The sequence below is a fragment of the Deinococcus aquiradiocola genome (assembly GCF_014646915.1).
GTDB classification, from domain to species: Bacteria; Deinococcota; Deinococci; order Deinococcales; family Deinococcaceae; genus Deinococcus; species Deinococcus aquiradiocola.
Window position 1 is genome coordinate 100,330 of the sequence record NZ_BMOE01000004.1, and the last position, 26,664, is coordinate 126,993.

Genomic DNA, 26,664 nt, shown 5'->3' on the forward strand with positions numbered 1-26,664 from the left:
CAACCCAGGCCGTTCAGGCCGGGGAGCGTGGGGAGGGGGTCGGCATGATGACGAAGGGTCGGCTGGAGGCGTTCAGTGACGGGGTGCTCGCCATCATCATCACGATCATGGTGCTGGAATTGCGGCCCCCGGCGGGCGAGGGGTGGGAGGCGCTGCGGCCCCTGTGGCCGAAGGGGCTGGCGTACCTGATCAGCTTCGTGTACATCGGCATCTACTGGAGCAATCACCATCACCTGTTCCAGACGGTGCGGCGCGTGCGGGGCGGGGTGCTGTGGGCGAACCTGCACCTGCTGTTCTGGCTGTCGCTGTTTCCGTTCGTATCGGCGTGGGCGGGCGAGACGCATTTCGCGGCGGAACCGATGACGCTGTACGGCGTGGTCACGCTGATGAGCGCCGTGGCGTACACGGTGCTGGTGCGCGTGATCATCCGCACGGACGCCGGGAATCACCTGCTGTCGGACGCAGTGGGCAGTGACGTGAAGGGGAACGTGTCGCTCGCGAGTTACGTGGGCGTGATCGGCCTGCCGTTCCTGGGCGCGTGGGGCGTGTGGGCGGCAGGGGCGCTGCTGGTGGGCGTGGCCCTGATGTGGCTGGTACCGGACCGGCGGATCGAGCGGGTGCTGGAGCGTGAGGACACGGCCCGCCCCCGGTGACTGAAGGCGGGCCGTCGTCATGGCCGGAGCCGTGTTCGCGTCAGGGGGTGCGGGCGTGCGTGGCGGCGGCCTGCACCTGTTCGGGCGTGGGGCGGATGCCGGTGTACAGCACGAACTGTTCGAGGGCCTGCAGGACCGCGACCTCGTCGCCGCGGATGACGGTGCGTCCGGCGGCGCGGGCGGCCTGCACGAGAGGCGTCTCGGCGGGCAGGGCGACCACGTCGAACACGACCTGCGCGGCCTGCACCAGCGGGAGCGGGAAGGCGAGGTCGTGCGCTTCGGGGCCGCCGCTCATGCCGATGGGCGTGATGTTGACGAGAACGTCGGCCTGCATGGGTTCCGGCGCCCAGGTGTAGCCGGTGTCGTGCGCGAGGGCGCGTCCGGCGGGCTCGTTGCGGGCGATGAGGGTGCCGTGCCGGAATCCGGCGTCACGGAAGGCGGACGCGACGGCGCGGCCCATGCCGCCGCTGCCGCGCAGCGCGACGCTCTGCCCGGGGTGCAGGCCGTAACGTTCGATGAGCAGCTGAACGGCGATGTAGTCGGTGTTGTACGCCTTGAGGTGGCCGTCCGTGTTGACGATGGTGTTCACGGAGCCGATGGCGGCGGCGGACGGGTCGAGTTCGTCCACGAGGGGAATGGCGGCTTCCTTGAACGGCATGGAGACGGCGCTGCCGCGGATGCCGAGCGCGCGGATGCCGGTGATGGCGCCGGGCAGGTCGTGGGTGGTGAAGGCCTTGTACACGTAGTTCAGGTCGAGAGCGGCGTACAGGTGGTTGTGGAAGCGCGTGCCGAAGTTGCTGGGGCGGCCGGACAGTGACATGCACAGGCGGGTGTCCTTGTCGATGGTGTGAGGCATAGGTGCGTTCACCTTACCTCGGGGAACAGCGGGCCGCACCTGCCGGGCCGGGCGCGGATGAGGGCGGGCGTTCATGCGTGACCGGCGGCCGTCTGCTACGGGGAGGGCCGGACGGGCGAGCGGGCGTGATGATGGCTGGGGCGGGCGTGTGTGGGCGCTGACGGGCGCGTGAGGGGCGTGAGGCGCGCGTGCGTCCGGCGTGGGAATTCCGCCGCCGCCCGCTTCAGGCTTTCCCGGGGCTTTACATGGGGGCGCGCCTTAAGGTTCTGGTCAGGAACGGCTCCGACCGTTCACGGCCCCGCACGGTGCGGGGTTCGCCCCTCAGGAGGATGATGATGAACCTTGAACTTCGCACACTGACCCTGGGCCTGCTGCTGCTGGCCTCGCCCGCGCTCGCCCAGTCGGGCACCGACGGTTCGGCCCCCGTCACGCCCCCTGCCCAGACCACGCCCGATCCGACCACCCCTGCTCAGACGGCGCCGGACCAGACGGCACCCGTCCAGACTGCACCCGCCCCGGTCACTCCGGCGCCCGCTCCTGCCGACGCGGCTCCGGCCGCACCTGCACAGGCGGCTCCCACCGCGCAACCGGGCCAGTCCGTGCTGACAGCGGACCTGAAGCTGCCCGCCGTGGACGGCCTGACGCCGCTTCGGACGGTGGATACTGTGCTGGGTCAGGCGGCCATCTACCGGGGCAGCGTGAAGGACGCCCTACCGCGCACCGTGACGGCCCTTGAGGCCGAGGGCTTCACGGTCAGGGACGGCAACGCGAGTGGCGGGAGCGTCACGCTGGACCGTCAGGGGCAGGCGGTGAGCGTCACCGCGCACGAGGAACTCGGCCTGACGGTGGTGTCGCTGTCCGCCGACCTGCAGGGCGCGGGCACGGTCCCCGCCACGACCGGCACGGCCACCCCGCCCCCGGCAGCCCCCACGGACGCGGCGCCCGTGAGTGCGCCCACCGATGCCGTCCCGGCCCCCGTGACCCCGGCGGTTCCGGCTGATCCGTCCGCCCCAGTGGCCCCGGCAGCCCCGACCGACCCGGCGGCGCCCGCGACGCCCGGCGATCCGCTGACGCCCGTGCCCGCCCCGCCCAGCATGCCCTGAAGCCCACGCACGCTGCAGTGTTGACAGGGACGCCCCCGACCGATGATGGTCGGGGGCGTCTTCTGCCCGGACGGGCCGGGAATCTGTGAGTTCGTGGAAGATTCCTGAGTGGCCGACTGGGTATACTCCGTGCATGAACGCCTCAGCTGCCCCCTCCTCTCCGGTGTCCCCGGACCCGGCTGCGGCTGGCGGTCAGGGCACCCAGGCTCCCATCGCGCTGTCCGCGCTGCTGTGCTTCGACGTGTACGCCACGTCCCGCGCCGTCACGCGCGCGTACCGGCCGCTGCTGGAACCGCTGGGTCTCACGTACCCGCAGTTCCTGGTGATGCTGTCCCTGTGGGAGGCCGACGCGGACGACGCGGTGACGCGGCCGCTGACGGTCGGGGCGCTGGGTGAGCGGCTGGCGCTCGACTCGGGCACGCTGTCTCCCCTGCTGAAGAGGCTGGAGGCGTCCGGACTGCTGCGGCGCGAGCGGAGCACGCATGACGAGCGGGAAGTGCAGGTCGCGCTGAGCGACGAGGGCCGAGCCCTGCAGGCGAAAGCGGCGGACGTCCCCACGCAGATGACGGGCCTGATGGGCCTGAACCCGAGAGACGTGCAGAGACTGCAGGTGAGTCTGCGCCTGCTGCGCAGCCACCTGGACCAGCACGACGACGACTGATCCCGAAGTGAGCTGAACTCCGGAAGTTCAGCTCACTCTGAGATGCCGCCCGGTACCCACCGAAGGTACGTTCGCTGACAGCGTGCGGCACGCACGGCGGGTACGGTGGTCGTATGAAAGCCATCTGGAACGGACAGGTCATCGCGGAGTCGTCGGACACGGTGGTCGTGGAAGGGAACCATTACTTCCCACGGGACAGCGTGCGTCCCGAGTACCTGCAGGACAGCGCGACGCACACCACCTGCCCCTGGAAGGGCGAGGCGAGCTACTTCAGCCTGAAGGTGGACGGGCAGGAGAACCGGGACGCCGCGTGGTACTACCCGGCCCCGAAGGACGCGGCACGGCAGATCGCGGGCCGCGTCGCGTTCTGGAAGGGCGTGAAGGTCAGCGACTGACCGCAGCGCGCAGCGGCACAGGGAGAGCGGGAGGCGAATGGCCGGACATTCCGGCCATTCGCCTCCCGCTCTCCCTGTAAAGTGTTCCAGCGCCGGGGCGGAAACCCCAACCTCCCTTCAGCACCGGAGGGCGAAGGGTGGACAGGGCGTCTTTCAGGGTCTCGCTCCAGCTGCGCGAGGTTCGGGAAGCTCGGCGAATCCCCTTCCATCTCCGCCGAACCGGACGTATCGCCACTCGCTTCGCCCGGCTGTGCCCCAGCACCTCAGCACAATCTGGGCTTACTTCTTGAGGTCGCTCTTGACGTTCTGCGCGGCGTTCTTCACGTCCGCGGCGGCCTGTTTCGCGCCGTCGCTGGCGCTCCGGGCAGCGTCCTGGGCCTTGTCCTTGGCATCTTCGGCCTTGTTCTGGCCTTCCTGCACGGCGTCCTTCGCCTGGGCTTTCAGGTCGCTCGCGGCACCCTGGGCCTTGTCCTTCAGGTCACCGGCCTTGTCCTGAACGGCTTTGCTGGCGTCGCGGGCGGCGTCTTTCACGTCGCTGGCCTTGTCGTTCGCCCGGTCCTTGAGGCCGGCGGTGGCGTCCGCGACCTTGTCCTTGGCGCCTTCGGCCTTGTCTTTCAGGTCACCGGCCACGTCCTGCGCTTTGTCTTTCAGGTCGCTGGCGGCGCCCGCCACCTTGTCTTTCAGCTCACCGGCCTGGTCGGCGACGGTCCCCGCGGCGTCCTTGGCCTTGTCCTTGAGGGTGTCGGCGGCGTCGTGGGCGGCCTCGCGGGTCTTCTGCCAGCTGTCCTGGGCGGCGCTGCCGACGGTGACGGCGGCGTCCTTGATGCCCAGTTCCTCCAGCTTGCGGTCGAGGGCGCGGCGGTTCTGCTCGCGGCTGAAGTAGTACACCGCGGCCCCGATCAGGCTCCCCAGCAGGATGAAGCGCTTGACGGGGAAGCGGCGGTCAGTGTCTCGTTCGAACATTCTCATACGCTACGGCCTGCACTCTCATGGAAGATGAGGGCAGGCTCAGGGGGACTTCAGTCGGCGTGGTCCGCGAGGCGCAGGCGCGTGCTGAGACCCTCGGAGAAGATCCATTCCTCGCGGTCGTCGGCGCTCACGCCGTCCCCGATGCGGACGAGCACGCCGCCGCGCTCCAGGTAGAAGTCCCGGATGAGGGCCCAGCCGCTCTCCTCGTCCGCCGCTTCCAGATCGAGGTCCGAGAGCGTCTCCCACACGTCCGGGTCGATGTCCTGGCTGTAGAGGGCCTCGGCGTGCGCGCTGAGCACCCAGACGTCCACGCGTTCGTCGCGGGCGTACGTGCCGCCCGGTTCGCGCAGGTCCAGGCGGTCGCCGCGTTCGTACAGGCTCTCCTGAAAGCGGTCCCAGGCGTCGAAGGTCAGGTGAAGTTCCATGCCGCCGACTATACCTGCCGTCCGGCGTGCGGGACTGCCGGGGCGGGCCGTGCCGGGCTGCTCTACACTGACACCCATGCGCCAACCCCCATTCCGGTTCAGGTCAGGGTCCTTCCGTCCGCACGGCGCGGGCGTGCTGCGCTTGCTGCTGGCCGCCCTGCTCATGACGTTCTCGGTCCTCGGGACGGTGCACGCGCAGTCGGGCGGCGGGTTCGGCGGGCGGAGCAGCGGGTCCGGGTCGTCCTCTTCGGGGCGGTCGGGCGGCAGTTACGGCGGGTCGTCCGGCGGCGGGTACTCGCCGCGCGGAGGCAGTTACGGCGGCGGGTACGGGGGCGGCTACAGCGGTCCCGTCATCATCAACAACGGTGGCGGGTACGGCGGCGGCTACGGGTACGGCGGGGGCGGGCTGGGCTTCGGCGGGATCATCGTGATCGTGCTGATTGTGGGCGGCGTGGTGCTGTTCATGCGGCGCGGCATGAGCGGCGGGCGTGGCCTGCTTGCGGGCAGCGGCACGACCGGGCAGGCCGTCAGCGTACAGGTGCTCCTGACAGAAGGTGACGAGGTGAAGCGCGCGCTGCAGCAGGTCGCGCAGAACGGCGACCCGGACAGCAACGAGGGCCTGACCCGCATGATGACCGAGGCGGCCCTCGTGCTGCTGCGCCACCCGGACCGGTGGACGTACGCGGACGTGCAGCGCGCCCAGGGGTCCGCCGAGGCGGCGGACAGTCAGGTGGGCGCGTGGGCCACGCAGGCGCGCGCGGCCTTCACCGAGCAGACGACCAGCAACTACCAGAACAGGGACGTGAACACCGGCTTCACGCACCGGGGCGACTACACCTTCCAGAAGGAGACGGGCGACCTGTACCTCGCCGTCACGCTGGCCGTCGCGGCGACCACGCTGTCCGGCATGCCGCCCGCCGGGACGACGAATGCCACCGAGGTGCGCGCGGCACTCGCGGCGATCAGCAGCGTCGCGCCCGGCGACCTGCTGCGCGCGGAAGTCGTGTGGAGTCCGGACGCCGAGGGCGAGTTCCTGAGCGAGGACGAAGCTATCCAGAAGTACCCGGCCCTCACCAAGATCTGACCGGGTGAGCACAGCAGGCGGGCCGGTGGAATCTCTCACCGGCCCGCCTGCCGTGCTGTCCCCGTGCGGTCAGGGACGGTCGCTGCTGTCGAGGAGGATGGTGACGGGGCCGTCGTTGCTGAGCGTGACGCGCATGTCCGCGCCGAACACGCCCTCCCCCACCGTGACGCCCAGTTCGCGCAGGGCGGCGTTGTACTCGGCGTACAGGGTGCGGGCCACGTCCGGCGCGGCCGCGCCCGTGAAGCCGGGGCGGTTGCCGTGGCGGGTGTCGGCGTACAGCGTGAACTGACTGATGCTGAGGACCTCGCCGTGCACGTCGAGCAGCGAGCGGTTCATGCGTCCGGCGTCGTCCGCGAAGATCCGCAGTTTCGCAGTGCGGGCCGCGAGGGCGCGGGCCGTGGCAGGCGTGTCGCCGTGCCCCACGCCGAGCAGCACGGTGAGGCCCGCGCCGATCTCGCCGGTGGTGCGGCCGTCCACGACGCAGTCGGCGCGCGTGACGCGCTGCAGGACGGCCTTCAATTCGCGAGCCGTTCGCGCAGTTGCGTGACGGCCTGGCTGAGCAGGTCGGCTTCCGTCATGTCGAGGTTGCCGCGGGTCTTCTCAGCCAGCATGGTGAGGAGGCGCAGGCTGCGGGTGGCGGTCTGGCGGGCGCGGTCGGGCGTGGCGGTCAGGCCGTCCTGGCGGGCGAGGGCGCTGCTGGCGTTCAGTTCGCCGAGGGCGGCCTCGGCGGTCGCCTGGAGGCTGTTCACGAGTCCTACGAAGTCCTGGTTGGGCATGCCGTGTAGCGTAGCCCGCGCGCCGGGGGCGGGGGTGTGAGACGTATTCCGTTCAATTCCCGGACGGTCAGGACTGTACTGCCCGTCCGTCCTCCCGGGCGGAACAGCGCGGCGGGGGCCGGAATGATCTGCATCCGGACCTCACTGTGCGGCGGGCGGGGGCAGTGGGTGCGAGCGGGAGTCAGAAGAGGCTGCCCTGCCCTTCGGGGGGGCCGCCGGGGCCTTCCGGGCGGTCGGGTGGGGCGCCGTCCAGCACGCGTCTCACCTCGCGGATGTCGCGCCACGTGAGGCTCTTGGGGCCGCCGACGGCGCGGGTGTCGTTGCGCAGCAGGTACGCGGGGTGGAACATCGGCATCAGGAGCGCGTCCCACAGGCCGCCCTTCTGGCGGTACTCGTGCCACGTGCCGCGCAGCCGCGTGATGCCCTGGCGCGTGCCGAGCATGTACTGGGTGGGGGTGTTGCCGAGCGTGAGGATCAGTTCGGGCCGCAGCAGGGCGAGTTGCGGTTCGAGCCACAGGGCGGTGCAGGTGGCGCTCTCGTCGGGTTCGGGGGTGCGGTTGGCGGGCGGGCGGCACTTGACGATGTTGGTGATGTACACGTCGTCCCGCGTGAGGCGCACCGCTTCGAGGATGCGGTCGAGGAGCTGCCCGCCGCGTCCGACGAAGGGCCGCCCGACGCGGTCCTCGTCTCCGCCGGGCCCTTCGCCCACGATGAGGATGCGGGCGTGCGGGTTGCCGTCCGACACGACGACCTGGGTGCAGCCGGGCCGGAGGCGACAGGCGCGGCACGCGAGGTTGCTGGCCGTGAGGGCGGCGAGGGCGGTGTCGTCGGTGGGACCGCCGTCCGGGGCGGGTGGGGGCGAGGTCACGCGTTCATGCTAGTGCAGCGGCCTGAACTGCGGGTGGGAGGCCGCTGCGGGGGTCAGGGGGTGGGCTGGTCCGCGCTTCCTTCGGCCGGGACGGTCGGGGCGGGGGCGGTGCCGAGTTTGGGGCGGGCGCTGCGGGCTTCGCGGCGGGTCTTGGGGTCGAGGCCGATCATCAGGAAGAAGTTCTCGAGGCCGTTCTCGCGGCCCTTGAGTTCCGGGTGTTCGTGTTCGGCGGTGCCGGTCGTGAAGGGCAGGGTACGGTACTCGGCGATGGCGTGGTCCACGGCGTCCTGCGGGCCGTGTTCGCTGGCGTGCTGTTCGAGCAGGGCGTACAGGGCGCGCCGGGCTTCGGCGTGCTGGCGGAAGGCGTCGGGGTGGGGGGTTTCGGGTGCGCGCAGCAGGTCCTGGCGGGCGATGCGGCGGTAGTGTTTGAGGCCCTGGAGCAGCTGGTCGGTGGTCATCAGTTCTTTCATGCGTTCCTCCGGTCCCGGCGGGGTGTGGGTGGTGCGGTCGGTTTTCTGGCTCACTGTATACCCCGTTGCCGGGGGTGCGGTCTTTGCGGGGGTGGCGTGCGGGAGGGCGGGTCGGCAGACCAGTCGGTGCAGCACATATGAGAATGATGAATGTCGAATAGTTCACGCAGGGGCAAATGCCCTGGAGGCCCGCCGATGCCCCGCCCGGAATTGTGCGTGCAGCACACTCCTGCCGTCCCTTCCCCCGAACGGGGGCACGGCAGAGGGGAAGCACCGGTCATGAAATCAGAAATGAGTCAGTTGGTGAGAAGCCTAAGACGAAACCGCAGCAGCACGCGAAATCACCCCCACGCCAACCCGCATAGACGCCGTATAGGTGCATAAAAGTGAGCACTTGCGCCCTGAATGAAGGCGGGATAAATAAAGCTCTGATAAACTCACGGTGTCAATGAATGCTCTCCGCGCACTGATCCTGACCGCCGCCTCCCTCCTCGGAAGCAGCGCCCTCGCCGCCACGTACACCGTGAAGCCAGGCGATACCCTGTACAGCATCTCCCAGAAGGCCAATCTCGACCCGGCCCAACTGCTGAAGCTGAACAGACTCCAGAGCAGCACCATCCAGGTGGGCCAGAAGCTGGAGATCGGCGGAAGCGCCAGCGCCAGCAGCGCCCGCCCGAGCACCCCCACCGCCAGCCGCAGCGGCAACGGCAACACCATCCGCGCCGCCGCCGCCCGCTTCCTGAACATCCGCTACGTCCTCGGCGGCAACGGGGCGGGCGGCATCGACTGCAGCGCCTACACCCGCGCGGTCTTCCAGCAGCTCGGCGTGAGCCTCCCCCGCACCGCCCGCGCGCAGTTCGGCGTCGGCACCTCCATCTCGCGCGGCAACCTGCAGACCGGTGACCTCGTGTTCTTCAGCACCATGGGCGGCGGCGTGTCCCACGTCGGCATCTACCTCGGCAACGGTCAGTTCGCGAACGCCAACAGCTACAACGGCCGCACCATGATCGAGAGCATGACCACCTCCTACTGGGCCCCCCGCTACGTCGGCGCCCGCCGCGTCCTGTAACCGCACCCCCGCCCGGAGAGCATCGCCGGTACAGGAACAGCACCACCAGAAAGCGCCCCCCGACCAGTCCGGCCGGGGGGCGCTTGCGTCCACGCTTACTGCCGGATGATCTCGGCGTCCCTGGGGAGCGTGGTGAGCTTCGCGGCGCTCAGGCCGCTGTTCTGCTTGTAGTTCGTGACGTTCAGGTCCGCGCGGACCTTGCCTGCGCCGTCCAGCAGCTGCAGGCGCGTGGGTCGCCAGCCGGCCTCGGTCACGTACACGCGGGCGCGGCCCTCGTCGGTGCCGTTCGCGCGGGGCGTGCCTTCCAGCGTGAAGAGGCGGTTCCCGGCGCTGCCGCTCGTCCCGACGACCTTCACGTCGTAGTTCTTCAGCAGGGCCGAGAAGTTGCTGATCTGGCTGAAGTCCAGGCCCGTCATGCCCGCCTGACCGGCGGCCTTGGCGGCGCTCGTCACGGTGATCTGGTTGGTGAGGTACAGGTAGTTGCGGACCTCGGTCTTGTTGACGACCACAATGTTGTCCGCGAGCGCGTCGGGCGCGGCGAACACGACGCGCGCCAGGGAAGCGGCCGGAATGCTCTGCACGGTCAGGTCGATCTTCTGGGCGCTGCCGTCCAGGCTGCCGGTGCCGCTCAGGCGGAAGCTGAGGTCCTTGGCGGTCTTCTGGGTGGCGTCCAGCCGTCCGAGGATGTCGGCGGCCGTCATGGTCTGCGCGGACGCGGCCCCGAGCAGGGAAATCATCAGGGCGGAGCTGAGGGCGGGGAGGGCGGTACGGGCGCGGTTCTTCATGCCCACAGTATCCGGCGCGCTCTCATGAGAAGGCGTCCGGACGGCTGATGCGAGGTTAACGGCCCCGCCCCCCGGTGCTGGTCAGGGAGCGGGCGGGGCGTCCGTGGGGGCCGCGTCGCCCGGGGCACCGTCCGGCGTGCCGCTGCCCGTGGGCGCGTCACCGCCGTCTGCGGGCGGGTCGAGCGGGAGCGAGAAGCCGACCTTTACGCCGTACCCCAGGCCCGTCAGGCTGCCGCGCGAACCGCCGTACGCCTCGACGTTCAGGGTGCCCGGCCCGACCGGCAGGCCCGCCTGCGCCCCGATCCGCAGGACTTCCGAGGTGGTGCGCCACGGCTCGTACGCGGCGTACACGCGCACGCTGCTCCCGTCGCCCAGCACGCCGTCCAGACCCACGTGCCCCGTCAGGCCCAGCGTGTCCGGCCCGACCAGCGCGTCCAGCGCCGCGTTCAGGCCGCTGTCGGGGTCGGCGTACGTGACGCCGCCCGTGACGCCCAGCACGTCCTGCCCGGCCCGCACGCCCGCCCGGTAACTCAGGAGGTCCTGCCGCCACTCGGCCTGCGCGAGCACGCTGCTCTGCGCGCTCACGGTTCCGTTCACGTTCAGGACCACCTCGCGGTTCAGGCGGTAGCGGGCCGTGACGCCGAAACTCCCGCCGGAATCGCGCAGGTCCGGCGCGACCTCCGCCCAGCGGGCCAGGGGGTCGAAGCGCGCCGCGCCCGCGTTCCAGACGCTGCCGCTCAGCGTGAGCGCGACCGGCCCGGCCGTGCCGCCCAGCGTGAGGCCGCCGCGCAGGCCGCCCCCGTACAGGAAGGCGCCGTCCGCGCGGACGCGCGCCACGCCCAGGCCCGGCAGGACCAGGCTGCGGCCCAGGGACGCGTCCAGCGAACGGCTGCCCGCACCGGCCATCAGCGAGAACCCGGCGAACGGCAGGTCGGTGACGCCCACGCGCAGCAGGCCGTCCTGGCCGAGCGTGCCGCCCGCCGGGGCGTACGACACCCCGAAGTCGAGGCTGGTGGCTCCGGCCACGCTGCAGGTCAGGGCGAGGGCCAACGCGGTACGGTGCAGGCGCATGCGCCGAACATAACACCAACCGCGTCCCGTGGTCCTGACCGCGCGTTCACGTTCAGGGGGCGGAACCGGTCAGCAGCGTCGCCAGCACGGACGCCAGTGGCCCCCCGGCCAGCAGCAGCGCGGCGAACAGCACGGCCAGTGCATTCCGCGCGGCGCGGGACGCCCGCCACGCACGCCAGCCCAGCAGCGCGCATACGGTGGCCGCCACGCGTCCCGGCAGCACAGCCCCGGACAGCGTGACGCCCGTGCCCGTGAACGAGGCGCGGTATCCGGATCCGGGCACGGTCTCCCCCGCCTGCGGCGTCAGGAGGGCCGCCAGGGCGACGGCGGCCTCGTGGACCTCCCACGCGAGCGCCAGGGCCAGCAGCGAGAAGGCCAGCAGCCACCACTTCACGGCAATCACGCGTCCAGTCTGACGGACGGGGCGGGTGAGCGGAGCGGCACCTGCCGCCCTCCCGATCAGGAAGCGGGCGGCCGGGGGCGCTATGCTCCGGGCATGACCCTGCCTTCCGTTTCCGTGCCGCGCAGGTGGACGCTGCCGGTGCTGGCCGCGCTGCTCGCGGCCGGGCTGGCCGCCTGCACGCCGAACCAGCCGATCATCGCCGTGCCGACCTTCGCGGTGCAGAGCGTGCGCCTGACGGGCCTGACCCTGCCGTCGGCCGGGCGTCCCGCGACCGCGTACCTGACCCTGATGCTGCGCGTCAGCAACCCCAATCCGCTGCCGCTGCGCCTCGCGAACATCGCGGGGAACTTCGTGCTGGACGGGTCGCCCGTCGCGGCCGTGAACCTGCCGGACGTGGCCCTGCCCGCGCGGGGCGACACGCTGCAGCAGGCGGACCTGGCGCTCCCCCTGACGCTCGACAGCCTGGGGAGTGCCCTGCGGGTCGCGCGGGGCCAGCAGGTCAGCTACCGGGTGGACGGGACGTTCACGGCGGACCTGGGCCTGCTGGGCCGCCCCAGCTTCGGACCGTACACGCTGGTGCAGGGTGTGCTGCAGCAGCCCGCGATCCTCCCGTGAAGGTCCGGCCGGACGTGGCGGCGCCCGCGCAGCGCGGCGTGTGGGCGTACCTGCCGGACGCGCCGCTGGAGGGCGCCGGGGGCGGGCCGCTGTCGGGCCTGACCTTCAATGTGAAGGACCTGTTCGGGGTGGAGGGATGGCCGCTGCACGCCAGCACGCGCGCGCCCCTGCCGCCCGTGCCGCAGGGGCCGCTCGTGACGCGCCTGCTGGCGCTCGGTGCGGCGCTCGTCGGCAAGACGCACCTGCACGAGATCGCGCTCGGCATCAGCGGCGCGAACGCGTTCGGCGGGACGCCCAACCCGCTGGACGCGGCGCGCGTGACGGGCGGCAGCAGTTCCGGCGCGGCCGCCAGCGTCGCGCTCGGCCTGACCGACTTCGCGCTCGGGACCGACACGGGCGGCAGCATCCGCGTGCCCGCCGCGTGGTGCGGCGTGGTCGGCTTCAAGCCCGGCAAGGGCGACCCCGCGTGGTCCACGGACAGCGTGCTGCCGCTGTCCGTCACCTGCGATCACGCCGGACCGCTCGCGCGGGACCTGGGGACCGTGCTGCGCGTGCAGGAGGCACTGACGGGGCAGGCGGCGGCGCCCCGCTCCTGGGAGGGCGTGCGGGTCGGCGTGTGGCACGCGGACGGCTGGCTGGACGATCAGGCGCGCGGCGCGCTGCTCGCCGCCGCCGCCACCCTGGAGAGCCTGGGGGCCGTCCTGACGCCCGTGCAGCTGCCGGACATGCTGGACGCGTACAGCGACATCGTGCAGAGCGAGGCGGCGGCCGTGCACCGGGGCGCACTCGCGCGGCCGGAGCCCGGCTTCACGCCCGGCACGCTGGCCCTGCTGCGGCGCGGCGCGGGCCTCACGGACAGCGAGGTGCGGGCCGCGCGCGATCGGCGGGACGCGTACCGCGCGCTGCTGGACGAACGCATGACCGGCCTGGACGTGCTGCTCGCCCCGGCCGTGCCGTGCGCCGCGCCCCTGCAGGGGCAGGACAGCGTGGCGCTGCCGGGCGGTCCCGTGCCGCTGCGGGTGGCGGTGCTGCGCCTGACCGTGCCGTTCAGCATGCTCGGCTGGCCCACCCTGGCCCTCCCGCACCGCACGCCGGACGGCCTGAGCGTCGGCGTGCAGCTCGTCGCTCGCCCCGGTCAGGACGCCGCGCTGCTGGGACTGGCGCGCACGCTGCCCGCGTGACGGTCCGCGTGTCCGTGTCCTCAGGGGTCTCAGGGTCGCGGCCCGTATGCTGGGCGGCATGATGCCCGCCCGCCTCGTCCGCACGGCCCTTCCGCTCCTCACGCTCGCGGTCCTCGCGCCTGCCGCCCACGCTTCGGCCGTCTGGGCGGGCGCGGACCTGAACACGACCGGGTACGGCGTGCGGGCGGGCGTGGCGCTGCTGCCCGTCCCGTTCGTCGGGACGCTCGGCGTGGAGGGCGGCGCGGAACGCGCCTTCAACACCGACACGACCGCCTTCACGGCCGCGCTGACGCTGCGCGACCTGAACCTCCCGCTCACGCGCGTGGACGCCTTCGCCAGCGTCGGCGCGGAATTCACGGACGCGACCCGCCTGTACGCCGAGGCGGGCCTGCGCGGCCCGCTGCTCGGCCCGGCCGGGTGGCGCGCCCACGTCCGCGCCCGTCAGGACGGCGCGTTCAGCGGGGGGCTGGGCGTCGAACTGCGCTTCTGACGCCGCGCTGCAGGCAGGAGAGGCGGGGTCCGGGCAGTGCATGCCCGGGCCCCGCCTCTCCTCTTCCCTGCCCCTCTTCTTCCCTGCCCCGCCCGGGTTCAGGGAACGACCCGGCGGCCCTCCTGCCCGTACTGCCCGAGGACGGCGTCCGCGACCAGCGGCGCCTGCCCGTCCCGGGTGAGGGCGACGACGGCCCCGCCGAAGCCCGCACCCGTCATGCGGGCGCCGTACACGTCCGGGTGCGCCTGCAGCAGCGCCACGAGGTCGTCCACGCGCGGGTGAGACACCTCGTAGTCGTCGCGCAGGCTGGCGTGCGAGGCGTTCATGAGTGTCCCGAAGTGCGCGGCGTCCGCCGTGAGCGCCTCCAGCACGCGGGCGTTCTCGGTGACGACGTGGCGCGCGCGGCGGTGCAGCAGCTCCGGCAGGCCCTCCAGGCGGGCGGGGTCCGTCACGTCGCGCAGCTGCGTCACGCCGAGCAGGCGGCTCGCTTCCTCCACCTGGGCGCGGCGTTCGTTGTAGCCGCTCTCGGCGAGGCGCCGGGGCACGCCGCTGTCCAGCACGAGGACCTGCGTGCCTGCAGGCATCGGCAGGGTACGGCGCTCCAGGCTGCGGGTGTCGAGGAACAGCATGTGGGTGGTGTCGGCGAGGCTGGACGCCATCTGGTCCATGACGCCGCACATGACGCCCACGTACTCGTGCTCGACCTTCTGGCCGAGCAGGGCGAGGTCCACGTCGTTCAGGGGCAGGCCGTGCAGTTCGCGCAGGGCGCGGAGCGTCGCGAGTTCCAGGGCGGCGCTGCTGGACAGGCCGCCGCTCGGCACGTCGGACCACACCCACAGGTCGTGCGGGCCGTCCACGCCGGTCAGGGCGAGGCAGCCGGTCAGGTACGGCGCGAAGCCCGCCCCGACCTCCCCGACCGGCACGGTGAGCGTCTGGTCGAGGTTCTCGGAGTGCAGGCGGTGCGCGGGCGTCCGGCCTCTGGAGACGCTGACGGTCGCGTGCTGCGGGATGGCGGCGGGCAGCACGAAGCCGCCCTGGTAGTCGGTGTGCTCGCCGAGCAGGTTGACGCGGCCGGGCGCGCGGGCCGTGACGGTCGGGGCGACCCCGAAAATGTCCTCGTAACGCTTCATCTTCAGTCTCCGGAGGTGGTGAGGGCGCGCAGTTCGGCGGCCTTCTGTTCGGGCATGGCGTCGTTCGCGAATTCCCCGGCGCCCTGCTCGGTCCCGGCGAGGTACTTCATGCGGCCGGGCGCGCGCAGGTACGGGTACAGTTCGATGTGCAGCGGCCACTCGGGGTACGCTTCGCCGTCCACGGGCGCCTGGTGGACGGTCATGAGGTACGGCATGCGCACGCCGAACAGCGCGTCGAGGCGGCGGAGCGCGTCGTGCAGGGTCGCGGCGAAGTCGTCGCGTTCAGCGTCCGTCAGGTCGCTGAGGTGCGCGGCGGCGCGTTTGGGCATCACCCACGTCTCGTAGGTGTAGCGCGCGAAGGGCGGCACGACGCTCAGCGCGTGGGTGGTGTCGTGCACGACGCGCAGGCCCGCCTGGAGTTCCTGCGCCACGAAGTCCGGCAGCCAGGGGCGGCCCGTCGCCTGCAGGTAGCCGCGCATGTTGGCAAGCGTCTTCTCCTGCACGGGCGGGATGTGGTTGTAGGCGTACAGCTGGCCGTGCGGGTGGTGCAGCGTCACGCCGACCTCCACGCCCCTGTTCTCGAAGGGCAGCACGGAGCGGATGCGGTCGTCCTGCGCGAGGACGGTGGTGCGGTCGGCCCACACGTCGATCAGGAGGCGCAGCTGTGCGGTCGGCAGGCCCGCGAGGGTCGCTTCCGGGTCCTGCGTGAACACCACCACCTCGCAGCTGCCCACGCCCGCGCGGACCGGCACGCCCTGCACGTCGGCGGGCGTGGGTGCGTCGAGCGACAGGCTGGGGAAGCGGTTCTGGAAGACGGCCATGTCGTAGTCGCCGCTCGGCAGTTCGGTGGGGTTCTCGGAGTCCACGGTCGGCGCGAGCGGGTTGTAGCCGGGCGGCGGCAGGAAGGGGCGGCCCTGGCGGTGCGCGGCGTACATGACCCACTCGCCGCGCAGCGGGTGCCAGCGGAGCTGCGGGGTGGCCTGCACGGCGTCGCCGGGCGTGGGGATGGGGCCGTCCACGCGGACGGGGCGGCCGCTGGTGTACAGCGTGAGTCGGCGGCCGTCGGGTTTGACGTAGTCGGCCTTGATCACTGGCGGGCCTCCCGGGGGGCGAGGGTCGCCTCGCGGTACCCGTGGGCGGGCACGCCGTCCTGCGGGCTGTTCGTGAGGTTGAAGGTGCCGCGCGTGAAGTGCGTGACGGCGTCCCCGAGGGACTGTGCGAGCGTGACGGGCCGGTCGGGCGTGCTGACCTGCAGGCTGCGGCGCAGCAGGGCGAGGCCGCGTTCGTTCAGCGTCTCGATCGGGTCGCTGCTGGCGCGCAGGCCGCCGATCACGTCGAGCATCCCGGCGAGCGTGTGACGTTCGGTGGCGGTCAGCATGCTCTGTTCGGTGCGGGCGATCATGACGTCCGGGTCCGGCTGGTACCACGTGTGCTGGTACCAGCGGGACAGGGCGGTGTGCACGGCGTTGCGGGCGGCGGGGCCGGTCGCGTCGCGCAGGTACACGCGGCGGCTCTCGTCGTCCCAGATGGGGGCCACGTCCGGGCCGGTCCGCATGGCGTCCGCGATGCCGATGCTGCTCGCGAGCGGCGCGCCGCACAGCAGCAGGAAGGTGTCTTCCCCGGCGCCCTCGCGGAGCGCGGAGAGGCCCATGCGGTACGCTTCGGCGCGCGTGCGGGTGGGGTCGTGGCGGTGGCCGGGCAGGGCGCCCGCGAACAGGAAGTCGAGCTTCAGGTACGTGTACCCCCAGCCGGTCACGGTGCGCGCGAGGTCGCGCAGCCAGCCGAGCACCTCGGGGTGCGTGGTGTCCAGGCCGTAGTACGGGCCGCCCCAGTTGTTCCCGATGGGGAGCGGCTGGCCGTCGTTACCTTTCAGCATCCAGTCGGGGTGCTGCCGGAACAGTTCGCTGCCCGGCCCGGCCAGGAACGGCGCGAGCCAGATGCCCGCCCGGTACCCGTACCCGCTGAGGGCGGCGGGCAGGTCGCGGGCGTGCCCGCCGAAGTCGGGCGCGGCGATCTCCCAGTCGCCCAGGTCCGCCTGGAAGCCGTCGTCCAGCTGGAACACGTCGAACGGCAGGGCCTGCGCGTGCGCGAGTCGGGCGTTCTCGGTCATGTCGTGCAGGGTCACGTCACGGTAGTAGCTGTACCACGAGCACCACACGCGCAGCGCCTCCGGCGTGCGGGCGTGCATGCGGCGGCCCAGTTCGGCGCTCAGCGTTTCCAGGGTGGCGGTCACGTCGGGCGTGTCCATGAAGACGATGTCGGTGCCGGGCCCCTCGACGTGCAGGTGCACGGTGACGCTGCCCGCCTCGGCGCGCGCCTCCCAGTGCGCGTAGCTGCGCGTCTCGTCGAGGCTGTACCCGACGTGGCCGCTCCCGTCCGGGCGGACGAGGGCGATCAGGGTGTGGCTGCGCCACACGCCGGGGCGCGCGTCGGCCGTGCCGGGCAGGAAGGCCGGGTCGTGGCCGTGCTCCTGCATCCACACCAGGGTCGGGCGGGCCTGCGTGGCGGTCAGGGGGTGCAGTTCCGCCTCGCTCCACGACTGGAAGCCGTTCACGAGGACGCGGGTGCTGGCGGGGTCGAGGGGGAGCGTCCAGTGCTGGTCGCCGCTGATGTGGGTGTGTTCAGTCATGGGTCACCGTGAAGCTGATGGGGGCGAGGGTGCGCCCGGCGAGGTGGACGGTGTCGTCCGTCCAGTTCTGCAGCAGCGTGACGCCCGAGCGGCGCGAGACGCGCACGCCTTCCGGCAGGTCCTGCTGCGGGAGGCCGGCCGCCGCGAGTTCGGCACTCAGGACGGAACGGATGAGGGCTTCGCTGTGCGCGCCGATCACGGTGACGTTGCCGTGCCGGGTGACGGCGGGCTGACCGGCGAGCGGGCCGTCCGCGTACGCGTGCGTGGCCTGCGCGCCTGCCAGGCGGTAACTTTCCGTCCAGGTGTGCGCCTGCGCCGCGACGGGCTGCCCGCTGCTGTCCTCGCTGCTGGCGGTCACGGTGACGTGCAGGCCGGGGCGGAGGCTGTCGAAGTTCTGGAGGCGCACGCCGAGCAGGTCCCGGAGCACGCCGGGCTGGCCGTCCTCGGGCGTGCGGCCGCTCGGCGTGCGGTACGCGGTGCGCGGCCCGAACACGATCCGGGCGTGGCGTGCGGCGTCCTGCAGGTGCGCGGCACGCCCGGGCGTCATGAGGGTCAGGGCGGGCGCGACGATCACGTCGTAGCCGCTCAGGTCGTGGTCGGGGTGCACGATGTCCACGTCCTGCCCCAGCGAGCGCAGCGCACCGTAGTACGCGACGGTCTGCGCCCAGTAGCTGAGGCTCGCCGCGTGACGCTGCTGGTCGTAGATCCACAGGCTCTCGTAGTCGTGCAGGACGGCCACGCGGGCGCGCACCTCACCGGCCGGGAACTGCGTGAGGTCGAGCGCTTCCACTTCCAGGTGGCCCCGGTCGGGCGTCTCGTCGTGGCGGAGCAGGCCGGAATGCATGACTTCCTGCGCCATGGTCGCGGCCCGCCAGCGGAAGTAGCTGACGGTGTCCGCGCCGTGTGCCCAGGCCTGCGCGGTCCACAGTCCCACGGCGCCCGCGGCGGGCAGCGGGTTGTACGGCGCCCAGTTCACCTGCCCGCACTGCTGCTCCATCACCCAGAAGGGCCGCTGCAGCATGCCGCGGTACAGGTCGTGGTGGAACGCCACGTAGTCGGGGTGGCCGGTGCGGGCGTAGCGGGTCTTGAGGTCCTCGCTGCCCCAGCCGCTGAAGAACTCCAGCATGCCGGTCGGGTAGTTGTCCCAGCTCACGAAGTCCAGGCCCTGCGACACGGCGTAATGGTCGAAGCCCGACTCGAAGATCATGAAGTTGTGCGTGACGAAGCGGCCCGGCGACAGTTCCCGCAGGATGGCGAGCTGTTCGGCCTGGAAGTCGCGGACGGTGTCGGACGCGAAACGGTAGAAGTCCAGCAGGTGCGAGGGGTTGAGTTCCGTGACGGTCAGGTTCGGCGGGAGGATCTGGTCGAAGCTCTGGTATGTCATGCTCCAGAAGACGTTGCCCCACGCTTCGTTCAGGGCGTCGACCGTGCCGTGGCGGGCCTGCAGCCACGCGGGGAACGCGGCGGCACTCGCGCCGCCCCAGCTGCGGGCGGTGTCGTGGCAGCCGAACTCGTTGTCGGTCTGCCAGCCGCTCACGGCGGGGTGCTGGCCGTAGCGTTCGGCCATGGCGCGCGTGATGCGGCGCGAGTGCTCGCGGTACACCGGGGACGCGAAGTCGTACTGGCGGCGCGACCCGAACTCGCGCACGCGGCCCTCGCGGTCGACGGGGAGGATTTCGGGGTGCGTGCGGATCAGCCAGGCGGGCGGGGTGGCGGTGGGGGTGCACAGCACGACCTGCAGGCCCTCGGCGGCGATGGCGTCGATGGCCGCGTCGAGCCACGCCCAGTCGTAGCGGCCGGGCTCGGGTTCCATGAGGGCCCACGCGAATTCCGCGATTCGGACGGCGCTCAGGCCGAGGGCCTTCTGCTGGCGGGCGTAGTCGCTCCAGCGGTCCTGGGGGACGTGTTCGGGGTAGTCGCACACGGCGAGTTGCAGGTGCGGGGTCGGGTCGGGTGCGGTCATGGGCAGGACTCCTTGCTTCGTAAACACTGAAACTATTGAAAGCGGGATTTCACGACATCTGCATGATTTCACGTTTTGCAGTCAAAAAGAAGCGCCCGGAGCTTGCGTAAGTTACGAAAGCTCCGGGCGGGGGCCGGGTCGGCGCGCGTCACGGCCCGCCCGGCGGACCGGCCCGCAGGCACGGCCCCCCGGACACGCCTCAGCCCTTCACGGCGCCGCTCGCCAGCCCGCCCTGCCAGTACCGGCCCAGGCTCAGGAACGCGATCAGCAGCGGCAGCACGCTGATCAGCGCGCCCAGCACGATCACGGTATAGATCGGCTCGCGGCCACTGCTGGCACTCGTCTGGTTCCACACCGACAGGCCCAGTGTGAGCGGGAACAGCTCGCTGCGGTTCACCACCACCAGCGGCAGGAAGAAGTTGTTCCAGGCGCCCACGAACGCGAACAGGCCCACTGTCACCAGCCCGCCGCGCACGAGCGGCATGCCCAGATTCCAGAAGATGGTGCCCTCGTTCGCCCCGTCGATCCGGGCGGCCTCCATCAGCTCCTTCGGGAAGCCCGCGTCCCAGAAGAGCCGCATCAGGTACAGCCCGAAGGGGTTCACGAGGCCCGGCAGGATCACGGCCCAGTACGTGTTCAGCAGCCCGGCCTTCTGCATCAGCAGGAAGATCGGGAGGGCCAGCGCGGTGCTGGGCACCATGATGGTCGCCAGGATCGTCGTGAAGATGGCGCGCTTGCCGGAGAACTCGAACTTCGAGAAGGCGTACCCGGCCATGGCGCTCACGAGGACGCTGCCGAGCGCGGTCGCTCCGGCGTACACCACGCTGTTCAGGATCCAGCGCGTGAAGATGCCGTCCTCACGCGTGAACAGCGTCACGAGGTTGTCGCGGAAGTGGCTGGGCGTGCTGAACCACAGCCCGAACGTCGAGAACAGCTGACCGTTGTCCTTGAACATGGTCGTGATCACCCACCACAGCGGCAGCAGGCAGTACACGGTGAAGACGGCCAGCAGCAGCCACTGGACGGGCGTGAAACTCTCTTTCCTCAGCATCAGGTGTCGCCTCCGTCGGCGGCGTACCGCAGAAAGAACCCGCTCAGCAGCAGCGTGAACAGGGCCAGCAGCACGGCCAGGGCCGCGCCGTACCCGAAGTTCCCGTCGCGCGCCACCGTCAGGTACAGGTAGGTGTTGGGGGTGATGTTGTCCGGCACGTAGCCCAGGGGCCGCAGCACGAACGGCTCACTGAAGATCTGCATCGTCCCGATGATGCTGAAGATGCCGGTCAGGATCAGGGTGGGGCGCAGCAGCGGCAGTTTCACGTAGCGCGTGAGCTGCCCGCCCGTGGCCCCGTCGATGCGGGCCGCCTCGTAGATGTCGGTCGGGACGTTCTGCAGCGCGGCGTACAGCGTGATCATGTTGTAGCCGGTCCACGTCCACGTGACGATGTTCCCGATGGAGAACAGCACGACCTGACTGCTCAGGAAGTCCGTCTTGAGGCCCGTGATCTGGTTGAAGGGCGACAGGTTCTTGCTGTACAGGTACCCCCACAGCAGGCCCGCGATGACGCTCGGCACGGTGTACGGCAGGTAGAAGGCCGTGCGGAAGAAGCGGCTGGCACTGCCCTTGGCGGCGTCCAGCACCAGTGCGAGCGCCGTCGCGATGATCAGCATGACCGGAATCTGGATCACGCCGAACACCAGGATGTGCGCCAGCGACTGCAGGAAGTCCGTGTCCTGGAAGGCGCGCACGTAGTTGGCGAGGCCGCCGAACACGTCCTTGGCCGGACCGAACCCGCTGCGTTTCTTGATGAACAGGCTGAGGTACACGGCGTACCCGACCGGCGCGACGAAAAAGGCGATGAAGGCCAGCAAAAAGGGAGCCAGGAAAAACCAGGGGGTTGCCCGCCCGGCACGTCTCGGTTTGGGTGTGGGGGCTGCTTGCGTCTTGGTGAGTGCAGTCATGGAGTCGTCCTCGGCGGGAGGCCAGGAGAGGCCGGGAACGCGGGAAGGGCCGGGGCCAGGAGGTGGTGTCCTCCCGGCCCCGGCGCGTCACGTCACCGGACGGTGTAGCCTTCCTTCTTGGCGTCGGCGAGCGTCTCGGCCTGCCACGCGTCGAGGGCCTGGTCGGGCGTGAGTTTGCCCTTGATCATCAGGTCGATCTGCTTGTTGAAGTTGTCGTTGGCGAAGGGGAACCAGGGCGCCCACTGGAAGTTGACGTTCACGCCCTTGCTGGCCTGCGTGTACACGGCGCTGATGTCCTGACCGCCGAAGAACTTGCTGGGGTTCTTGGTCTTCTCGTGCAGGACGGGCAGGTCCAGGCCCGCGTCGGAGGCGGGGAACAGGCCGCCGTTGACCCAGTTGGCGCTGATGGCGCTGCTGCTGAGGTTGAGCCACAGGGCGAACAGGGTCGCTTCCTTGGGGTTCTTGGACTGCGTGGTGACGACGTTGCTGCTGCCGCCCCAGTTGCCGCTCTTGATGGTGCTGCTGGCCGTCCACTGCGGGAGGGGCGCGGCGCGCCACAGGCCGGCGGACTTGTCCTTCATGCTGCCCGCATACCCGCCGGGACCCCAGGCGGCCTCGAAGTTGCTGGCGACGGTGCCGGCGCCCGCGGCGTTCCAGTAGTCGGCGCTGAAGGCGTTGATGGTGCTCACGTCGCCCTTCTTGATCATGCCGTACCAGTAGTTCAGGACCTTCTTGGCGCTGGGGTTGTTGAGGGTCTGGACCCAGCCGTCGCCGTCACGCTTGAAGAACTGCGCGCCGTCCGCCCAGGCGAGCGCCATGAACCACGGCGCGAAGGTGCTGTAGAAGTTGCCGAGCTTGACCTTGCCGGCGCTCTTCTTGTTGACGACGCTGGCCGCCTGCGCGTACTGCGCCCAGGTCTTGGGGACGGCCACGCCGTACTTCTTGAGGATGTCCTCGCGGTACACCATCGCGAAGGGGCCGGTGTCCTGCGGGATGGCGTACACGGCGCTGCCTTCGGGGCTCACCTGGCCCCAGGTCCACGGCACGAAGTACTTCTTGTAGTCGTTCGCGCCGTACTTGCTGAGGTCCTGCAGGCCGCCCGTGTCGGCGAAGGCGGGCAGGAAGCCGTACTCGATCTGCGCGACGTCGGGCGCGCCGCTGCCGGCCTTGAGGGCCGTCTGGAGCTTGGTGTAGGTGTTCGGGCCGCCGCCGAGGTTCACGACCTTCACGCTGATGTTCGGGTAGGCCTTGGTGAAGGCGGCGACGGTCTTGTCGAGGCCAGGAACCCACGACCAGACTTCCAGGGTGACCTTCTTGCCCGCGTCGACTTTCGGGAAGGCGGGATCGGCGGCGTACGCGGAGCCGAGCGCGGAGAGGCCCAGGGCCAGGGTGACGAACAGTGCGGCTTTCTTCATAACTTCCTCCGTGAGGGGTGCAAGTGGCGTTCGGGTTCGGGACGCGGCCGGTCAGGTCGGGCTGCCGGTCGCGGAAGGGTACTGCGGGTGGGGCGTCAGACGGTACGGATGTCGGTCAGGTCCGGGAAGAGCGGGCTGAGCTGTTCCGGCGTCGCCTGACGCCCGGTGATGAGGGTGTGCACGCCCGACAGCGGCAGCAGGTGCGCTCTGGACACCACGCCCAGCTTGCTGTGGTCGGCGACGACCACCACCTGCGACGCGTACTCCGCCATGCGGGTCTTGACTTCCGCCTCGTCGAAGTTGGCGTTGGTGACGCCGTGCTGGGCGTGCACACCGTTGCAGCCCAGGAACAGCAGGTCCGCGCGGATGCGGCTCAGGAGTTCCAGCGCGTACGGCGACACGAGGCTGTGCTGAAGGCGGCGCAGGCTGCCGCCCGTCACGATGATGTGCAGGTTCGGGAGACGTTCGAGTTCCAGCGCGATGTTCAGGCCGCTCGTGACGACCGTGACGCCGCGCAGGGCCGGTGAGAGGTGACGGGCGATCTCGGTGGTGGTGCTGCCCACGTCCAGGAAGACCGTCTGACCGTCCTGGACCATGCTGGCGGCCACCTCGCCGATGCGGCGCTTGACGGCCGTCTGCTGCTTGCTGCTCTCTTCGAGAGGCCGTTCGGACATGCCGAGCGGGCGGGCGACGCCGCCACGGGTGCGGCGGACGAGGCCCGTCTGGGCCAGGGCGTTCAGGTCGCTGCGGACCGTGACTTCCGAAACTCCCAGAAGTTTTGAAAGTTCGCTGACCGAGGCACTGTCGCGCTCGTTCAGGACAGAGATAATTTCGCTGTGACGGGTCTTCTGCACCCTCACGCCTCCCTTTGATCTTTTATTACTTTCGTAATTTACGATTCCTGAGAGGCCCTGTCAAGGGGAGTGAACAGATGTTCACCGGGGGGGACACCACCCGCCACGCCCCGGCCCCACGAACGACGCACCGGCCCGGCACACGGCACAAAAAAGTGCGGGCACGCGGCCCGCACTCCAGAACACCCGGACGTTTACTTCGCGTCCACCAGTTCCACGTCGAAGATCAGGGTCGCGCCGCCGGGAATCACGCCGGGCACGCCACGCGCGCCGTACCCCATGCTGGCCGGAATGGTCAGGCGGGCCTTGTCGCCCACCTTCAGCTGCGCGATGCCCTCGTCCCAGCCGGAAATGACGTGCCCCGCCCCGAGCGGGAACTCGATCGGCTCGCCACGGTCACGGCTCGAATCGAACTTCTGACCGTTCTCCAGCGTACCGGTGTAGTGCACCTTGACGGTCTGTCCCTTCATCGCCTGCGGGCCGGTGCCTTCGTGGTACTTCTCGACTTTCAGTTCGCTCATGCCCATCAGGCTACCCCATCCCGCCGCGTCACGGCTTCACACGGACTCCATGAGACGCCCACCCCCATGGCGGCCCCCGGATCAGTTCCCGGCGCGCAGGGTACGGAGCAGCAGGTTCGGGAAGCGGGTCACGCCCAGGACGAGCGGCTCGCTCCACCGCTGACCCCCGACGCGCACCTCGGCCGTCCCGGCGGGCAGGTCCGTGAACCCGTAGTACCCGTTCCCGTCCGTGACGGTGCTGCCCAGCGGCGAACCGTCCGCCGCGAACGCGTCCACCCGCAGCCCGCCCACCCGGAGCGTGCCGACCACGCGGCCCAGCACGGCCCGCCGCGCCGAGGGGGTCGGCGTCCAGACGACCGCGCCGCCGCTGCCCCCCTCGGCCGTCATGACGCTGCCCAGCACGCCACGCAATGCCGCCAGCCCCTGCGCCTGCGTCTGCCGCTGCGCGTACACCTCGCTGGTCGGCGTGCGGTACGCGTACCCCACCCACCCCAGTCCGCCCGTCAGGGCGCGCGCCGCCTGCGCGGCCGTCACCTCCGGGGAATTCAGGTACATGGACGTGCCCGCCGCCACCTCGGCCGTGCCGCTGCGCTGCTGCCCCGCGAAGGCGTTCCAGTGGTCGAACCAGCTCTCCTGCCCGTTCACGCCGTCCCGCTTGTAGTTCATGAGGACGTTCACGTCCAGCAGGCCCTCACGCATCCAGGCGGGCCAGTCCTGCAGCACCTCGCTGTACGTGCGGGTCGCGCGGAACGCGGTCAGGTCGGCCGGACCGTTACCATACACGATGGTCGCGGCACTCAGGATCACGCCCGGCCTCGCCGCCCGCGCCTCCAGCGCCACGCGCCGCGTGAGCGCCGTCACCTGCTCACGCTTCCAGGCCTTCCAGCGTTCGTCCGCCGGGGCGGGCGTCCCGGTCGCGCCCGTCTCCTGCCGGTACCGGGCGAGCGTGACGGGGCTGTACCCCCAGTCCCCACCGTCCGGGTAGCGGATACGGTCGAGTTGCAGGCCGTCCACGTCGTAGTTCTTCACGACACTGACCGCCGAGCGCACCATGTGGTCCGCCGCGGCCGGAATGCCCGGATCGAGCCACGCGTCCGCGCCGCTCTTCCAGCTGCCGTCCGGGCGGCGGGACAGCCACGAGTCGCGCGCGTCCGGCCCGTGCAGCGCGAACACCTGAGCCGCACCCGCAGACGGCAGGCTCGCGTTCCACGCGCCCGTCACGCTCACCCACGCGATCACGCGCAGGTGCCGCGCGTGCGCGAGCCGGATCACCTCCGCGAGCGGATCGAAGCCCGGCTGCACGTCCGCCGCCACCGGCACGCTCGCCTGCAGGCACAGGCAGTCGCCGCGCCGGACCGTCTGCACGAACAGCGTGTTGAATCCCATCCCGGCCGCGTCCGACACGGTCTGCGCGACCTCGGCCGGAGTGCGCAGGCCCGGCCCGAACGCGTCCACCCACAGGCCCCGCAGGCCCGGCGCGGCCACCACGGCACCAGCGGGCACAGGCCCGGAAGGAGCGGCAGTGGGCGCAGCCGAAGCGGGTGAGGGAGCCGCAGGCAGAGGGGCAGGCTGCGGAGCGGCCGCCAGCACGCTGCCCAGCAGCGCCAGCGACAGAGACAGGGCAAGGGAAGAAGGAAGACGCATACGCTGGCGTCAACGTAGCGCAGCCGGGCAAGCGGAGCGTGAGCGACACGCCCCCACCCCCCGAGCGCACCTCATCCGGACTCCGTCCAATCCGCCAGGACAATGGCACTCCCACTGTTGTTCCGACGCCTCCACCGCAACCCGGCTCTTCGTCCGCCTTCCAGTCAGCTCACCAGTCCTCGATCTGCCGTCCCGCCTCGAACGCCGCCACGCCCGCCGCCACCGACAGGTTCAGGCTCCGGCCGCCGCCCGGCTGCGGCAACTTCAGTTTCGGGAGCGCGTCCCGCAGCCACGCGGGCAACCCCCGCGATTCCGGCCCGAACAGCAGGTAATCGCCGCGCCGGAAGCCCGCCCGCGTGTGCAGGTCCGTCGCGTGCGTCGAGAACGCGAACACCCGCGCGCCCTCCCCCAGCGTCCCCTGAAACGCCGTCCACGTCGCGTGATCGTGCAGCTTCACACCCTCCAGGTAATCCATGCCTGCCCGGCGGAACTCCCGGTCCGTCAGCCGGAACCCGAACGGCCGGATGAGGTGCAGTTCCGCGCCCAGCACCGCGCACGTCCGCGCGATGTTGCCGACATTCCCGGCCTTCTCCGGCTCGAACAGCACCACCCGCACCAGAGGGACCCCCTCCCCCGCCGCCAGCGGCACCCCCTCACCCGCCCCGCCCTGCGGCT

At 71.0% G+C, this 26,664-nt stretch carries 30 protein-coding genes; 9 read left to right on the forward strand and 21 right to left on the reverse strand.

The genetic code is table 11. The features are described 5' to 3' along the window. Positions 1-44: 44 nt before the first annotated feature. Positions 45-653, forward strand: a complete 609-nt coding sequence (locus IEY33_RS07695) for a TMEM175 family protein (protein WP_229670866.1) — start codon at positions 45-47, stop codon at positions 651-653. 40 nt (positions 654-693) lie between these two features. Here the strand turns inward: IEY33_RS07695 and IEY33_RS07700 are convergent, their stop codons facing one another. After that, positions 694-1,509, reverse strand: coding sequence for a shikimate 5-dehydrogenase (locus IEY33_RS07700; RefSeq protein ID WP_188961919.1), 816 nt, complete (start codon positions 1,507-1,509; stop codon positions 694-696). 335 nt (positions 1,510-1,844) lie between these two features. Between IEY33_RS07700 and IEY33_RS07705 the strand changes: the two genes are divergently transcribed. From IEY33_RS07705 to IEY33_RS07715, 3 genes are all read left to right on the forward strand, one after another. After that, the gene (locus IEY33_RS07705) at positions 1,845-2,612 is read left to right on the forward strand and encodes a hypothetical protein (protein WP_188961922.1); all 768 of its coding nucleotides are present in this window, start codon (positions 1,845-1,847) and stop codon (positions 2,610-2,612) included. A gap of 133 nt (positions 2,613-2,745) precedes the next feature. Beyond that, complete coding sequence (locus IEY33_RS19530; RefSeq protein ID WP_188961925.1) at positions 2,746-3,273, forward strand: MarR family winged helix-turn-helix transcriptional regulator; 528 nt, start codon at positions 2,746-2,748, stop codon at positions 3,271-3,273. Between the two features lie 113 nt (positions 3,274-3,386). Then, positions 3,387-3,668 carry a DUF427 domain-containing protein gene (locus tag IEY33_RS07715; protein ID WP_188961927.1) on the forward strand — a complete coding sequence of 94 codons (282 nt, stop codon included), beginning with the start codon at positions 3,387-3,389 and terminating at the stop codon, positions 3,666-3,668. Positions 3,669-3,947: 279 nt separating this feature from the next. On the opposite strand, the gene IEY33_RS07720 is transcribed toward IEY33_RS07715, so the two are convergent. Next, positions 3,948-4,631 (reverse strand): hypothetical protein, encoded by a 684-nt coding sequence (locus IEY33_RS07720; protein ID WP_188961930.1) that lies wholly within the window; start codon positions 4,629-4,631, stop codon positions 3,948-3,950. Between the two features lie 56 nt (positions 4,632-4,687). Then, the gene (locus tag IEY33_RS07725; RefSeq protein WP_188961932.1) at positions 4,688-5,062 is read right to left on the reverse strand and encodes a hypothetical protein; all 375 of its coding nucleotides are present in this window, start codon (positions 5,060-5,062) and stop codon (positions 4,688-4,690) included. 76 nt (positions 5,063-5,138) lie between these two features. Between IEY33_RS07725 and IEY33_RS07730 the strand changes: the two genes are divergently transcribed. Next, entirely contained in the window at positions 5,139-6,146 is a 1,008-nt protein-coding gene (locus IEY33_RS07730) for a DUF1517 domain-containing protein (RefSeq protein ID WP_188961935.1), read from the forward strand. Positions 6,147-6,215: 69 nt separating this feature from the next. Here the strand turns inward: IEY33_RS07730 and dtd are convergent, their stop codons facing one another. From dtd to IEY33_RS07750, 4 genes are all read right to left on the reverse strand, one after another. Further along, positions 6,216-6,665 carry a D-aminoacyl-tRNA deacylase gene (dtd, locus tag IEY33_RS07735; protein ID WP_188961937.1) on the reverse strand — a complete coding sequence of 150 codons (450 nt, stop codon included), beginning with the start codon at positions 6,663-6,665 and terminating at the stop codon, positions 6,216-6,218. Next, entirely contained in the window at positions 6,662-6,922 is a 261-nt protein-coding gene (locus tag IEY33_RS07740; RefSeq protein WP_188961940.1) for a DUF1844 domain-containing protein, read from the reverse strand. Before IEY33_RS07740 ends, dtd begins: the two co-directional genes overlap by 4 nt. Positions 6,923-7,103: 181 nt before the next feature. After that, on the reverse strand, positions 7,104-7,790 hold the full coding sequence (locus IEY33_RS07745; RefSeq protein ID WP_188961943.1) for a uracil-DNA glycosylase: 687 nt from the start codon (positions 7,788-7,790) through the stop codon (positions 7,104-7,106). Positions 7,791-7,843: 53 nt separating this feature from the next. Beyond that, the gene (locus tag IEY33_RS07750) at positions 7,844-8,260 is read right to left on the reverse strand and encodes a hypothetical protein (RefSeq protein WP_188961945.1); all 417 of its coding nucleotides are present in this window, start codon (positions 8,258-8,260) and stop codon (positions 7,844-7,846) included. Between the two features lie 448 nt (positions 8,261-8,708). Here IEY33_RS07750 and IEY33_RS07755 point away from each other — a divergent pair, with 448 nt between their 5' ends. Beyond that, positions 8,709-9,329, forward strand: coding sequence for a C40 family peptidase (locus IEY33_RS07755; RefSeq protein ID WP_188961949.1), 621 nt, complete (start codon positions 8,709-8,711; stop codon positions 9,327-9,329). A 95-nt stretch (positions 9,330-9,424) separates the two neighbouring features. On the opposite strand, the gene IEY33_RS07760 is transcribed toward IEY33_RS07755, so the two are convergent. The 3 genes from IEY33_RS07760 to IEY33_RS07770 form a co-directional block, all read right to left on the reverse strand. After that, complete coding sequence (locus IEY33_RS07760; RefSeq protein WP_188961952.1) at positions 9,425-10,114, reverse strand: outer membrane lipoprotein carrier protein LolA; 690 nt, start codon at positions 10,112-10,114, stop codon at positions 9,425-9,427. A gap of 81 nt (positions 10,115-10,195) precedes the next feature. Then, positions 10,196-11,185, reverse strand: coding sequence for a hypothetical protein (locus IEY33_RS07765; RefSeq protein ID WP_188961954.1), 990 nt, complete (start codon positions 11,183-11,185; stop codon positions 10,196-10,198). A gap of 52 nt (positions 11,186-11,237) precedes the next feature. Further along, positions 11,238-11,588 carry a hypothetical protein gene (locus IEY33_RS07770; RefSeq protein ID WP_188961957.1) on the reverse strand — a complete coding sequence of 117 codons (351 nt, stop codon included), beginning with the start codon at positions 11,586-11,588 and terminating at the stop codon, positions 11,238-11,240. A gap of 93 nt (positions 11,589-11,681) precedes the next feature. Here IEY33_RS07770 and IEY33_RS07775 point away from each other — a divergent pair, with 93 nt between their 5' ends. The 3 genes from IEY33_RS07775 to IEY33_RS07785 are packed head-to-tail and all read left to right on the forward strand — an operon-like array spanning position 11,682 to position 13,874. Then, complete coding sequence (locus tag IEY33_RS07775) at positions 11,682-12,203, forward strand: LEA/WHy family protein (protein ID WP_188961960.1); 522 nt, start codon at positions 11,682-11,684, stop codon at positions 12,201-12,203. Next, the gene (locus tag IEY33_RS07780) at positions 12,200-13,384 is read left to right on the forward strand and encodes an amidase (RefSeq protein ID WP_229670867.1); all 1,185 of its coding nucleotides are present in this window, start codon (positions 12,200-12,202) and stop codon (positions 13,382-13,384) included. The genes IEY33_RS07775 and IEY33_RS07780 overlap by 4 nt, the downstream gene beginning before the upstream one ends. Before the next feature lie 58 nt (positions 13,385-13,442). Continuing rightward, positions 13,443-13,874 carry a hypothetical protein gene (locus tag IEY33_RS07785; protein ID WP_188961962.1) on the forward strand — a complete coding sequence of 144 codons (432 nt, stop codon included), beginning with the start codon at positions 13,443-13,445 and terminating at the stop codon, positions 13,872-13,874. A gap of 98 nt (positions 13,875-13,972) precedes the next feature. Here the strand turns inward: IEY33_RS07785 and galK are convergent, their stop codons facing one another. The 11 genes from galK to IEY33_RS07840 form a co-directional block, all read right to left on the reverse strand. Continuing rightward, on the reverse strand, positions 13,973-15,004 hold the full coding sequence (gene galK / locus IEY33_RS07790) for a galactokinase (RefSeq protein WP_188961964.1): 1,032 nt from the start codon (positions 15,002-15,004) through the stop codon (positions 13,973-13,975). Positions 15,005-15,006: 2 nt separating this feature from the next. Beyond that, on the reverse strand, positions 15,007-16,095 hold the full coding sequence (gene galT / locus IEY33_RS07795; RefSeq protein WP_188961967.1) for a galactose-1-phosphate uridylyltransferase: 1,089 nt from the start codon (positions 16,093-16,095) through the stop codon (positions 15,007-15,009). Next, on the reverse strand, positions 16,092-17,633 hold the full coding sequence (locus IEY33_RS07800) for a glycoside hydrolase family 36 protein (protein WP_188961970.1): 1,542 nt from the start codon (positions 17,631-17,633) through the stop codon (positions 16,092-16,094). Before IEY33_RS07800 ends, galT begins: the two co-directional genes overlap by 4 nt. After that, complete coding sequence (locus IEY33_RS07805) at positions 17,626-19,596, reverse strand: beta-galactosidase (RefSeq protein ID WP_188961972.1); 1,971 nt, start codon at positions 19,594-19,596, stop codon at positions 17,626-17,628. The genes IEY33_RS07800 and IEY33_RS07805 overlap by 8 nt, the downstream gene beginning before the upstream one ends. A gap of 199 nt (positions 19,597-19,795) precedes the next feature. Continuing rightward, positions 19,796-20,647 (reverse strand): carbohydrate ABC transporter permease, encoded by an 852-nt coding sequence (locus IEY33_RS07810; protein ID WP_188961974.1) that lies wholly within the window; start codon positions 20,645-20,647, stop codon positions 19,796-19,798. Further along, on the reverse strand, positions 20,647-21,465 hold the full coding sequence (locus tag IEY33_RS07815; RefSeq protein ID WP_229670868.1) for a carbohydrate ABC transporter permease: 819 nt from the start codon (positions 21,463-21,465) through the stop codon (positions 20,647-20,649). Before IEY33_RS07815 ends, IEY33_RS07810 begins: the two co-directional genes overlap by 1 nt. A gap of 182 nt (positions 21,466-21,647) precedes the next feature. Continuing rightward, the gene (locus tag IEY33_RS07820; RefSeq protein WP_188961979.1) at positions 21,648-22,970 is read right to left on the reverse strand and encodes an extracellular solute-binding protein; all 1,323 of its coding nucleotides are present in this window, start codon (positions 22,968-22,970) and stop codon (positions 21,648-21,650) included. A gap of 95 nt (positions 22,971-23,065) precedes the next feature. Continuing rightward, positions 23,066-23,824, reverse strand: a complete 759-nt coding sequence (locus IEY33_RS07825) for a DeoR/GlpR family DNA-binding transcription regulator (RefSeq protein WP_188961981.1) — start codon at positions 23,822-23,824, stop codon at positions 23,066-23,068. A gap of 194 nt (positions 23,825-24,018) precedes the next feature. Further along, a complete protein-coding gene (locus IEY33_RS07830; RefSeq protein ID WP_188961984.1) occupies positions 24,019-24,351 on the reverse strand; it encodes an FKBP-type peptidyl-prolyl cis-trans isomerase in 333 nt (110 codons plus the stop codon). Positions 24,352-24,426: 75 nt separating this feature from the next. After that, positions 24,427-25,833 carry a family 10 glycosylhydrolase gene (locus IEY33_RS07835; protein ID WP_229670869.1) on the reverse strand — a complete coding sequence of 469 codons (1,407 nt, stop codon included), beginning with the start codon at positions 25,831-25,833 and terminating at the stop codon, positions 24,427-24,429. 325 nt (positions 25,834-26,158) lie between these two features. Further along, positions 26,159-26,605, reverse strand: a complete 447-nt coding sequence (locus tag IEY33_RS07840) for a tRNA (cytidine(34)-2'-O)-methyltransferase (RefSeq protein ID WP_188962393.1) — start codon at positions 26,603-26,605, stop codon at positions 26,159-26,161. Positions 26,606-26,664: the final 59 nt, after the last annotated feature.